Below are 12,173 nucleotides of genomic sequence, written 5' to 3'. Positions count from 1 at the left end.
ACTATCTTTTGGATGAAGAAAGACGAAATTTCACGTCTCTTGAATCGTTATCTGAGCGCCCGTCAGGAAGAGAAGGATATCTATTTCGATGCCGATGAAGTGGATGAGTTGTTGAACAGCCTGGAAGAAGAGGATGACTACACCCTGTATGATGATCTATTGGCGCTTGGGTTAAAGCTTCACCCGGGCAATATCGATCTGTTGATCCGCAAGAGCAGGAAATATATCATCGATGAAGATTACGAAAAAGCGCTCTCGCTCTTATCGGAGCTGGGCGATTCGTTGGGACAGGAAGTAGATCTCTTGACAATGGAATGTTATGCTTCATTGGATAACTACCCGAAAGTAAAAGCGCTGACCGAAAAACTGATCCGGGAAGAGGCCGATTATATGGAGATTGCTTTTGAATACATATCTCCTTTATTGAACGACCTGGACATGCTTGAGGAGGCATACGAATACATCCGCTGGGGACTTTCTCTCTTTCCGGGAAACATCATCCTGAAAGAAGAGTGGTGTTTTGTATTGGAAGCCCGGGGAGAGTATGAAGAGGCGATAGTTCTTTGCAATGAATTAATCGACAAGAACCCTTACTCTTTTGATTATTGGTTTGCCCTGGGGCGGATCCATTCGCTTTGTGGAGAATACGACAAGGCGATCGAGGCTTTTGATTTTGCCCTGACCTGTGACGAATCGGAAGTGGAAGTGAAGATTCTTCGCGCCTATTGCCTTGTCTTAAACGAAAGTTTCGACAAAGCATTGGAAGACTTCAATGATATCCTTGAGATGAACAAGGAGGACGAAGAGTTGACGGAGCGCCTTTTCCCGCTGATAACGGAATGTTATCTGAAGATGGACGAGGGAGAAAAGGTGTATGAATTACTCTACCCTTTTATATATCAAGAGGGACTAATCGACGATCCGACGATCTATATCCATTATATGAATGCCTGTGTCATGACCGGCCGCGAAGAGGAGGCCTACAAGGTTATTGAAAAAGCTGCTTTGCTGTTCCCGGAAAATATCCGTTTGCAGATATTGTTTTTCTTCCTTTATATGGAACAGAAGCAAGGCGACGGCGAATACCGGATCACGCTGGAGCAAATCGCAGCACGGGCGAAAGCGCTTATTGAAACGTATGAGACAGATAATATTCCGGAAAGTCTTTACAGCAAGGGCTTGTTCTTTATGATCATCAACGATATACCCCAGGCGATTCGTTTCTTTGAAAAGGCAGCTACGATACAACCGGATATGGAGCTGTTGCATATTTTCCTTTCCGTAGCCTACATGATGGCTGGCGACCAAGAGAACAGCAATCGCCATCTGCAACAGGCACCCGACGATGAAAAGAAATTATATATGCAAATGACGGATACGGGGTTGGATGCCTCTTTTCGCTTAGTAAACGAAGCGGTAAACAAGAAGCCAAGCGTGAACGATCTGCTTACGGAAGCTTTTTTCCGGAAAAAAGAAAATAAAAATTGATTCAATATGAAAAGGACAATCAAGGATTATATGGTTTTATTGCTGAAAGGGATAGGAATGGGAGCCGCGGATGTGGTACCCGGCGTATCGGGTGGCACGATTGCTTTTATTGTCGGCATCTACGAAGAATTGATCGAATCTATCAAGAGCATTAACGGAGCCAGCCTGAAACTCTTCTTTACAGGGAAGTGGGCAGCTTTCTGGAAGGCGGTGAACGGGAATTTTCTGCTTGCGCTGGTGACGGGAATCGCGATCAGTATCTTTTCTTTAGCAAAACTGATCACTTGGCTACTGGAAACGCATCCGATCCTGGTATGGTCATTCTTCTTCGGATTGGTACTGGCTTCTACCTGGTTTGTGTCGAAAGATATCCGCAAATGGGATTGGAAAACCATCCTTTGCTTTCTTATCGGTGCCGCTATCGCATTGTTTATCACCATTGCCACACCGGCAGAAACGCCCAATGGCCTTTGGTTTATCTTCTTTTCGGGAGCGATCGCTATCTGCGCGATGATACTTCCGGGCATCTCCGGCAGTTTTATTCTGGTATTGCTGGGCAAGTATTATTATATTATGGATGCGGTGAAGTCGTTTAATATTCCGGTTATGTTGGTCTTTATATGCGGCGCGGTTATCGGTATCACCAGTTTTGCGCGCGTTCTTTCTTATACGCTTCGCCGGTTTCATGATGTGACGATAGCCGTTTTGGCGGGATTTATGCTGGGATCGCTGAATAAGGTATGGCCTTGGAAAGATCAATTAACTGAATCAAACATTCTTCCTAACGACTATATCTGGCAGGGAGTTGCACTGATGGTGATCGGCTTCTTACTGGTTTACGTTTTAGAACGACTCTCCGGAAAGAAATAAACGTTTCTATTTGAAATGAAAAACGGAGTTCTTCTCGCGAGAGGAACTCCGTTTTTTGTTAGGTGTTTAGCTAAATGTATCTCTATCTTTTATTGCAATCTTTTCAATCTGTAAAGCAATTGCTGAAGCGCTTCCTGGAAATCATCCATCAAGCCGGCCGAGAAATCTTCTGTAAAGTGCTTACGGCCATCCTGTATGTGATCGTAGAATCCTTCGACATGTTTGATAATATTCTTCGGTGTCTTTATTTGCGGAACAACAATATCCAGGTCACCCACCAGGGCATAAGAAGTTTCTGCCACACTATCCAAGGTTTCATTCAATGAATCAATAGCCTGGTCTAACGCCATGTGTTGCGCATAGCTTGCCGGTCCGGTCACATGCCAGTGGAAAAGCTTCAGGCTTACATTGAAGGCATACAACTCACCGATAAAATTAGCTAACTCTTTCTTACTCTGACTTACACTCACTGTCTTTTCTTTTACTTTCGTTTCCATACTTCTTTTTGTTTATTAGTTATTCGATTTACTACTAATAGAACAGCAAGATGATGCGGAAGGTTTAAAAGAAAGACTGATCAGCTTATAGATAACCTCTATATTTCAATGGAAGCGAATAGATATCAACGACTTAACAGATAGCTTTTAAAAGCCGAAAAGTCCTTCGATAGCTCCTCGGATTGCTTTTCACCCTGCATAAACGCCTTGAGTTTGGCAGGAATTTCTATATCTGATTGAAGAATTTCATCGACCGTTCCTTTGAATTTAGCCGGATGTGCCGTTTCTAAGAAAACACCTGTTTCACCGGCTTGCAAGCCATCCACCAACGCCTGATAGCCACAAGCACCATGCGGATCTAACAGATAGCCATCGGATTCATAAACACGCTTCATCGTTTCCGCTATCTCTTCGTCTGTGTAGCGATAGCCCGAGATCAGGTTTGTTATACGGGTATGCGTATCTGTATCATGTCCATAGAGATCAATGATGCGAGCAAAGTTACTGGGATCGCCTACATCCATTGCGTTCGCAATGGTTGCTACGGAAGAACGCGGATTGTATTTCCCTGTTTGCAGGTATTCCAGAAAGACATCATTGCGGTTGTTGGCAGCGATAAAGCGTTTGATAGGCAATCCCATCCGGTGGGCAAACAGCCCGGCTGTGATATTCCCAAAGTTACCGCTCGGCACACAAACAACCAGCTCGTCTGCCTTCTCTATCCGATCCAGTTGCGCATAGGCATTGAAATAATAGAACGACTGCGGAAGAAAACGGGCTACATTAATCGAATTAGCGGAAGTCAGCATCAGGTGTTCATTCAGCTCCTTATCCATAAAGGCCGCTTTGACCAACGCCTGGCAGTCGTCAAACGTACCATCGATCTCCAAGGCCGTGATATTCTGCCCCAAGGTAGTGAACTGACATTCCTGGATAGGGCTCACTTTTCCTTTGGGATAAAGCACGTACACATGAATACCCTCCACCTCTAAAAATCCATTTGCCACAGCACTGCCCGTATCACCCGAAGTAGCCACCAGGACATTCACCTGTTTGAGTCCCTGTTTACGGATGAAATAGCCTAACAAGCGAGCCATAAAGCGTGCCCCTACATCCTTGAATGCCAATGTCGGTCCATGAAACAGTTCCAGGGAATAAATATATTTACTTACGGGAACCACCGGTGTTTCAAACGACAAGGTCTCTTTTACGATCGTATCTAATGTGTCGGCTTCTATATCTTCTCCGAAAAACGCGCGTGCCACTGTGCAAGCGATCTCATGAAAAGACATATTCTTCAGGTTTTCAATCACTGAAGCGTCCAACGGAATGATGCGTTCCGGCATATAAAGCCCTTTGTCTTCTGCCAATCCTTTTACGACGGCCTTTTCAAGGGTTGCCCAATCGGCTTGTTGATTTGTGCTGTAATATCTCATGATTAATGGAATGTTTCAATAGATAATAAAATGTCAGGATAATAATTCCCGAATAAACTGATCTCTTTCCAATAGGCCATACTTTCCATCTATGACCGATTGTTCGTCGTAACGGGTCACCTTATCGGGCGTTTCTCCCGGCTTATAGATCAGGAAAGGTACCGGCGTGTTGGTATGTGTGCGGATAGCGCATGGAGTCGGGTGGTCGGGCAATACAGCGATCGCCACCGATTCGTCCCAAGTTGCCAGCTCTTCGAAGATAATACGCACGGCGCGCCGATCTAAGTTCTCGATGGTTTTCACCTTTAGGTCGACATCGCCCTCATGGCCTGCCTCATCACTCGCTTCAATATGTAGATAAACCAGGTCGTTTGTCCGCAACGCTTCCAACGCAGCATACGCTTTTCCTTCGTAGTTGGTGTCGTACAAACCGGTTGCCCCTTCCACCGGAATATTGGTCAGTCCGGCATATTTGCCAATGCCCTGAATCAAATCAACAGCAGAGATCACCGCTCCATTCTTCAAACCATACATATCCATCAGGGTACGCATGGCCGGGCGGTAACCGGGCGACCAGGGCCAGATGCTATTAGCCGGATCTTTTCCTTCGGCGATACGTTTGAGGTTGATAGGATGATCTTTCAATATCTCCTGTGAACGCAGGATAAGATCATTCAAGAGTTCGGCCGTTTCGCGCGCCTCTTCTGCCAATGGTTTGACCAATAACGGGCGAAAAGGATGCAAAGGCACATCATGCGGCGGGGTACAATCCAATCGTTTATCGCCGTTTTTCACTACAAATAGATGACGATAAGAGACGCCGGTGTGAAATTTCACCTGCTCCGACCCCAGCTTTTCATCCAGAAACCGGATCAGTTCATCCGCCTCTTCGGTCGATATATGCCCGGAAGAATGATTCACTAAGATGTCGTCTTTCACGTAGACCAGATTGCATCGCATCGCCATCTCACCCGGCTTCAGGTCAACACCTATGCTGGCTGCTTCCAGCACACCCCGTCCTTCGTACACTTTCTCTAAATCGTAACCTAATACGGAAAGGTTAGCGACTTCACTTCCCGGATGAAATCCATCCGGTACTGTCTTTAGTTGCCCTGTCACTCCTAACGTGGCCAACTTCTCTAAGTAAGGTGTATGGGCAAATTCCAATGGAGTTTTGTTACCAAGCATTTCGATAGGCTCATCGGCCGCTCCATCGGCAAGAATTATAATTGTTTTCATATTGCATGTCTATTGGCAGTGCCGGATTCCTACAAACAAACCCTTTCCTGCCAATGCTAAATTTACCGAATATTAGCTATCGATATAATATCCGAAAATACCCCTGCTGCCGTCACATCGGCTCCGGCTCCATATCCTTTGATAACCATTGGATACTCATAATATCTTTCGGTGGATATCATGATAATATTATTGCTTCCTTCCAACTCATAGAAGGGATGATGGCTGTCGACCTCCTGCAGTCCCAACAGGCAAACACCCTGATCCATGGTTGCCACAAAGCGTAAACGCTTATGCTCTTTCTCCAGTTTTTGCCGGCGGGTTTCGAACAACGCATCTACTTCCTGCACGTTCTTCCAGAAATCATCCAAAGAGCCTTCAAAATATTTCTCCGGAATGATACACTCCTGTTTCACATCCTTTTGCTCCACCTTATAACCGGCTTCGCGCGCCAGGATCACCAGTTTGCGACACACATCCTTTCCACTCAGGTCGATGCGCGGATCGGGTTCGGCATAACCGGCCTCTTTCGCCATTCGGATCGCTTCACTGAAAGGGATATCCGCACTCAGCGTATTAAAGATATAATTCAATGTACCGGAAAGCACGGCGGCCAGTTTCAGTATATGGTCGCCACTATTGCGAAGATCATTCATGGTGTTGATGATCGGCAGGCCAGCTCCCACGTTTGTTTCAAACAGGAACTTGATATCCCGCTTGCGGGCTGTCTCTTTCAGCGTCTGATAATTCTCGTATGTAGAAGAGGCGGCCTCCTTATTGGCGGCGACAACGGAGACATTATCGTTCATTAACCGTTCGTATTGTGCTGCCACCTCCAGGCTGGCCGTACAGTCCACAAAAACGGAATTAAAGATATTCATATTCAATATCTCATCAGCCAGCTGCTTCGGACTGCTCGGATGCCCTTTCTCGTTCAGCTCCCCCATATAGTCCTCCAGGTTGATCCCTTCGCGACATAGATAGGCTTTCTTGGAATTGGAGATACCCACTACTTTCAGTTTCAATCCGTTTTGCTCCATCAATTTGGGTTGCTGCACGCGGATCTGCTCCAACAGATGCGCTCCCACCGTGCCTACTCCCGCGATAAAAAGATTCAACACCTTATATTCCGAGAGGAAGAAGGAATCGTGAATGGAGTTTAGGGCTTTGCGCAGATACTTCAGTTTGATAACAAAAGAGATATTTGTTTCCGAAGCCCCTTGCGCACAGGCGATCACACTGATCCCGGCACGTCCCAACGTACCGAACAGCTTCCCGGCTATCCCCGGCGTACGTTTCATGTTTTCCCCAACGATAGCCACGGTTGCCAGCTCTTTTTCGGCCGTCACATCGCTGATCTCGCCCACAGAACGCTCCAGCGCAAACTCTTCGTTCAACACATCGACAGCCAGATCGGCATCGGCATTTCGCACAGCGAAGGTGGTGTTGTTCTCCGAACTGGCTTGCGACACCATAAACACGCTGATGCCATTCTTAGCCAGTGTTTTGAATATACGGTAGTTCACACCGATCACTCCAACCATACCCAATCCCTGTACCGTGATCAGACAGGTATCATTGATCGACGAAATACCTTTGATCATCGCCTTCCCGCTCTCCTTGCCTTTCTCTTTCGAGATATAGGTACCGGGAGCTTCCGGGTTAAAGGTATTCAATATGCGGATAGGAATATTCTTATGGTAAACCGGATAGATCGTAGGCGGATAGATCACCTTCGCCCCGAAGTTACAAAGCTCCATGGCTTCGGTAAATGTCAATTGGTCGATCACATAAGCCGAGCTGATCACACGCGGATCGGCCGTCATAAAGCCGTCCACATCCGTCCAGATTTCCAAAACGGAAGCATCTAACGCCGTTGCCAGAATGGAGGCTGTATAGTCGGAACCTCCACGACCGAGATTAGTCACCTCACCCGTTTCAGCGCTTGTCGAAATAAAGCCGGGCACCAGCGACACCTTGGGTAGTGGAGAAAATGCTTCTTTGATCAACCGGTTGGTCTCATCAAAATCGACAATATGTTTATTAAATTGAGATATTGTTTTTACGAATTTGCGCGAATCAAACAGTTTCGCATCGATCACGCGGGATATAATAGTGGAAGAAATACGTTCTCCATAGCTTACAATCGCATCGGACGTCTTCGTAGAAAGGTCATTAATCAGATAAACACCCCGGAAGATATTACCCAGTTCATCCAACAGACGCATCACTTTTTCCTGCACCTCTTTGCGCTCTTGCGCATCGGGAATAACACCTTCCACCACATCTAAGTGGCGGGTCACTATTTCAGAAAATGCTTTTTCATAAGCCACATCACCCTTTGCGGCCAATTGGGAGGTAGCGATCAGTTTATCCGTGATGCCACCCAAGGCAGAGACGACTACTACGACGGGCTCTTCAACAGCCTCTACGATCTTTTTTACATTCAAGATACTATTTACGGAACCTACGGATGTTCCGCCAAATTTCAATACTTTCATCGTATTCTAATATGTTATGATTGAATAAGAACCGGACCTGCCGGTATGATTAAAAAAAGAGGCAATACTTAAATTGCTACAACCAAAGGGCCTGGCCGCCTTGCGTTGTGAAGTGTAATTTATACCCCCCAAGGGGTTGTTAATGCCCATGTATAATAGGCAAACGTCGTGTTACGGATGTGTAGTGTCTTATTTCTAACTTGCATAGTGAGGGCAAATTTACACATTTTGTCATGCAAACCAAAGAGAATATCATTTATTTTCCTCCTGCTCGCGTTCCAAATCAGCCCGGCTCTTACTCTGCGTTACCAGATAGACCCCGACAAATACCAAAGCAGCAGCCAACAGCTTCAATGGTCCGAAAGTGTCTTGTCCCACCAATACGGTGATAAGCGAAGCCACAATCGGCTGCACATAGTTATACATACTCACCGTGGTCGGACGTATCCGCTTCAGCGACATAGGGATAAGCAGATAAGGAAGAAACGTTGCTCCGAAAAGCACATACGCAATGGCGGAGACCTCCTTCAGATCGATCCCGCCATGCTGAAAAGCCGGTGATTCTGCTATATGGTTGAAAGTAAACGGCAACAACATCAGGCTCGCGAAAAGGAACATCCATTTCATGATGGTGACTGAAGAATATTTCTCGGTCAGCGGTTTAGAGAGAACGAGGTAGACCGAATAGGACAGACCGCTGGTGACAATCATCAGATTGCCCGCCAGGCTACTGGCTTTCGTGCCCCCATCCGCCGATTGCAGGATCAGCATCACCGCCCCGCCTATGCCCAGGAAAACACCGAATGCCTTCTGGCGCGTGATAGGCTCTTTTAGGATAATAGCCGCCAGAATCATGACAAAAATGGGCACTCCGGTGGCAATGATCGAGGCATCGATCGGCGAGGTCACATTCAACCCCTGAATGAATAATCCCTGGTTTAACGCGATCCCACAAAAAGCACAAATAAACAACAAACCTATATCTTTCAAGGGGACATGCTCTTTACGCACAAAAAGGGAGGTAATCCAGAACATCACGCAGGCAAAAAGCATACGCATAATCGTCAATGCTTCAGGTGTAAGATGCCCGGGTAAGAGGTATTTGGAAATCGGCATATTCACGGCAAACAGTACATTCGCCAAAAAGATCAACAGGTGACCTTTCATTTTTTCTTTCGACATCATTGCCTTGCTTTATAAGATAACGCAAAGGTAGTGAGACTTTTTATAAATCATTATCTTTACCGAATAAAAGAACCAGTACATGAAACGGATTATTGAAATATGCGCCAATTCAGCACAGAGCTGCGTGGAAGCGGAAGCGGGAGGTGCTGCCCGGGTAGAACTATGCGCGGCTATTCCGGAAGGAGGCACAACGCCCAGTTATGGAGAGATAAAGATGGCTAAGGCGCTTACGTCACACATCAGGATCCATGTGATTATCCGTCCGCGTGGCGGGGACTTTCTGTACACCGAAGCGGAAATTCAATCGATGCTACATGATATTGAATTATGCAAACAGCTCGAAGTGCAGGGGGTAGTCTTTGGATGTCTTACCCGGGAGGGTGATATCGACACCATCCTATTGAAACGGTTGGTCGATGCAGCCCGCCCCCTGTCGGTTACCTTCCACCGCGCCTTCGATGTATGCCGTGACCCCTTCATTGCCCTGGAGCAGCTTATCGAAGCCGGTTGTGACCGTATCCTCACCTCCGGACAGCAACCAACAGCCGAACAAGGCATCTCCTTGATCGCCGAACTGGTGAAAAGAGCTGGTGACCGCATTATTATCATGCCCGGATGTGGCGTGCGCGAAACAAATATCGCCCGGATTGAAATGGAAACCGGCGCCAAAGAATTTCACACCTCAGCCAGAAACACAGTGTATAGCCAGATGGAATACCGCAATGAACGTGTACCCATGGGAAGTAGCCCTGTCACCTCGGAGTTCGAGACAGTGCAAACGGATCGTGAAAAGGTAGCGAAGTATTTATGATTCGACTACAGCCGGTAGCATGTCATCCTCATCATCGTCGTCTTTCGGTTCAGGCCGCACAAAGAATGCGCTTAACTCGAAGAGTCCGTACAGTGGGATAAAGACAATAGCTAATGTAAACGGATCACCACTGGGTGTGATAAAGGCGGCTAATACCAATAAAGCAACAATGGCATGGCGGCGATAGCGATGGAAGAATCCACGATGAATCAAGCCTAACTTTGACAATAACCACGACAACAGGGGCATTTCAAAGATAACCCCCATCACAAATATCAACATCAGGAAGTTATCCATATAGGATTCCAGGGAGACCTGTTCGGTAATCGCCTCACTGATCTGGTAAGTAGCCAGAAAACGGAGTGTAACCGGGAACACCATGAAGTAGCCAACGGCACATCCTAAAAAGAACATACCCGTCCCGAAAAAGAATACCCAGCGGACATTCTTCTTTTCATTTTCGTAAAGAGCCGGACTGATAAACTTCCATACTTCAAACATCAAATAAGGAAAAGTCAACACCAACGCTACCCAAAACGAGGTAGTCATGTGGGTGAAAAACTGCGAAGCTAATTTGATATTGAATATATGAATACGGAACGTGGGATCACAAAAGTCGGTTACAATTTTCAGTAGCGACCCGGCCTTACAAAACAAGCGGTAAGTCCAGAAGTCACCACGGGTAGGCGCCATAATAATACCATCAAAAATACCATTTTCTCCCCGCATAAAAGCAAACAGGAGTATGGCAAACAGAAATAGCGCACCAATGATACGAAAGAGAGTCCAACGAAGTTCTTCCAGGTGATCCCAGAATGACATTTCATCTTGTTGCATCTCGTTCTCTTATTTCTTATCGTCTGTGTCGTCTAATTTGATGTCGTCTTCCAAACCTTTCACACCATCTTTGAAGTTTTTCACCCCTTTGCCGATTCCTTTCATCAGTTCAGGAATTTTCTTTCCACCGAAGAGTAACAAAACAATGATAGCGATGATCACAATCTCACCTGTTCCCAGGTTACCGATAAATGCTAAATGGTTCATACGTGTTGAATATTATCGTTAGTAATTTGTTCTAATTCTAACGCAAAGATACTATTCAAAAGCAAAGACGCCCAATTTATCAAGGAATTATTACCTTTGCACCGTCTTAAAAATCTGAAATTAGAAAATTATTAGAAAATGAAAGCGTATGTATTTCCCGGCCAGGGAGCACAATTTGTAGGGATGGGTAAGGATCTGTATGACAACAACCCATTAGCCAAAGAGATGTTTGAAAAAGCAAATGAAATACTTGGTTTTCGCATTACCGACCTGATGTTTGCCGGTACGGACGAAGATCTGAGACAAACCAAAGTGACTCAACCGGCCATTTTCCTTCACTCCGTTATATTAGCGAAGACATTAGGTGAAGAGTTCCAACCGGATATGGTAGCAGGTCACTCCTTAGGTGAGTTCTCTGCCCTGGTGGCTGCCGGCGCTCTTTCTTTTGAAGACGGGCTGGTATTGGTATCCAAGCGCGCCATGGCCATGCAGAAAGCTTGCGAACTGACTCCGTCTACGATGGCAGCCGTATTGGCCTTGCCGGATGAAAAGGTAGAAGAAATCTGTGCCGGCATAGACGATGTGGTGGTATGTGCCAATTATAACTGTCCGGGACAGCTTGTTATCTCGGGAAGTATGTCGGGTATTGAAAAAGCCTGCGAGTTAATGCTTGAAGCGGGTGCCAAACGTGCCCTGAAATTGAATGTAGGAGGCGCCTTCCACTCTCCGCTGATGGAACCGGCTCGTGCCGAACTGGCTGAAGCGATTGAAAAGACAGCGATCAACGCACCTGTCTGCCCGATCTACCAGAATGTAGATGCCAAACCGGCTACCGATCCGGCAATTATCAAAAACAACCTGATTGCACAATTGACAGCGCCGGTACGTTGGACACAGACAATCCAACACATGATTGCCGATGGTGCTGATCATTTCACAGAATTAGGTCCGGGAAGCGTCCTGCAGGGATTGATCAAAAAGATCGACCGTTCGGTAGCTACCGAAGGGAAGCAATAAGAAAGCAGCCCCTCCAAACCTCCCCCAAGGGGAGGCTTAAAGACAAAAACCCCGACTATCTGATAGTAGCCGGGGTTCTTTTTTG

At 46.4% G+C, this 12,173-nt stretch carries 11 protein-coding genes; 4 read left to right on the top strand and 7 right to left on the bottom strand.

Features of this window, described 5'->3' with window-relative positions:
- Positions 1 to 12: 12 nt before the first annotated feature.
- Positions 13 to 1,488 (top strand): tetratricopeptide repeat protein, encoded by a 1,476-nt coding sequence (locus M2137_RS02380; protein ID WP_280764861.1) that lies wholly within the window; start codon positions 13 to 15, stop codon positions 1,486 to 1,488.
- A 6-nt stretch (positions 1,489 to 1,494) separates the two neighbouring features.
- Positions 1,495 to 2,358, top strand: coding sequence for a DUF368 domain-containing protein (locus tag M2137_RS02375; RefSeq protein WP_280764860.1), 864 nt, complete (start codon positions 1,495 to 1,497; stop codon positions 2,356 to 2,358).
- A gap of 89 nt (positions 2,359 to 2,447) precedes the next feature.
- Here the strand turns inward: M2137_RS02375 and M2137_RS02370 are convergent, their stop codons facing one another.
- From M2137_RS02370 to M2137_RS02350, 5 genes are all read right to left on the bottom strand, one after another.
- On the bottom strand, positions 2,448 to 2,855 hold the full coding sequence (locus M2137_RS02370) for a DUF5856 family protein (RefSeq protein ID WP_280764859.1): 408 nt from the start codon (positions 2,853 to 2,855) through the stop codon (positions 2,448 to 2,450).
- 125 nt (positions 2,856 to 2,980) lie between these two features.
- Entirely contained in the window at positions 2,981 to 4,291 is a 1,311-nt protein-coding gene (thrC, locus tag M2137_RS02365; RefSeq protein ID WP_280764858.1) for a threonine synthase, read from the bottom strand.
- 33 nt (positions 4,292 to 4,324) lie between these two features.
- Positions 4,325 to 5,530, bottom strand: coding sequence for a cofactor-independent phosphoglycerate mutase (locus tag M2137_RS02360; protein ID WP_280764857.1), 1,206 nt, complete (start codon positions 5,528 to 5,530; stop codon positions 4,325 to 4,327).
- A 62-nt stretch (positions 5,531 to 5,592) separates the two neighbouring features.
- A complete protein-coding gene (gene thrA, locus M2137_RS02355) occupies positions 5,593 to 8,031 on the bottom strand; it encodes a bifunctional aspartate kinase/homoserine dehydrogenase I (RefSeq protein WP_280764856.1) in 2,439 nt (812 codons plus the stop codon).
- Between the two features lie 252 nt (positions 8,032 to 8,283).
- Positions 8,284 to 9,216: a DMT family transporter gene (locus M2137_RS02350; protein ID WP_280764855.1), complete on the bottom strand. Its 933-nt coding sequence runs from the start codon at positions 9,214 to 9,216 to the stop codon at positions 8,284 to 8,286.
- A 79-nt stretch (positions 9,217 to 9,295) separates the two neighbouring features.
- Here M2137_RS02350 and M2137_RS02345 point away from each other — a divergent pair, with 79 nt between their 5' ends.
- Positions 9,296 to 10,027, top strand: a complete 732-nt coding sequence (locus M2137_RS02345; RefSeq protein ID WP_280764854.1) for a copper homeostasis protein CutC — start codon at positions 9,296 to 9,298, stop codon at positions 10,025 to 10,027.
- On the opposite strand, the gene tatC is transcribed toward M2137_RS02345, so the two are convergent.
- Positions 10,022 to 10,864 (bottom strand): twin-arginine translocase subunit TatC, encoded by an 843-nt coding sequence (gene tatC / locus M2137_RS02340; RefSeq protein ID WP_280764853.1) that lies wholly within the window; start codon positions 10,862 to 10,864, stop codon positions 10,022 to 10,024. The genes M2137_RS02345 and tatC overlap by 6 nt on opposite strands.
- Positions 10,865 to 10,873: 9 nt before the next feature.
- On the bottom strand, positions 10,874 to 11,071 hold the full coding sequence (gene tatA, locus M2137_RS02335; protein ID WP_280764852.1) for a twin-arginine translocase TatA/TatE family subunit: 198 nt from the start codon (positions 11,069 to 11,071) through the stop codon (positions 10,874 to 10,876).
- A 138-nt stretch (positions 11,072 to 11,209) separates the two neighbouring features.
- On the opposite strand from tatA, the gene fabD reads away from it, so the two are divergent.
- Positions 11,210 to 12,088, top strand: a complete 879-nt coding sequence (fabD, locus tag M2137_RS02330) for an ACP S-malonyltransferase (protein ID WP_280764851.1) — start codon at positions 11,210 to 11,212, stop codon at positions 12,086 to 12,088.
- Positions 12,089 to 12,173 lie beyond the last annotated feature (85 nt).

The organism is Parabacteroides sp. PFB2-10, assembly GCF_029893085.1.
GTDB lineage: Bacteria > Bacteroidota > Bacteroidia > Bacteroidales > Tannerellaceae > QVMG01.
Note: the sequence above shows the minus strand (reverse complement) of the source record. Positions and strands in the feature narration are given on the sequence as shown.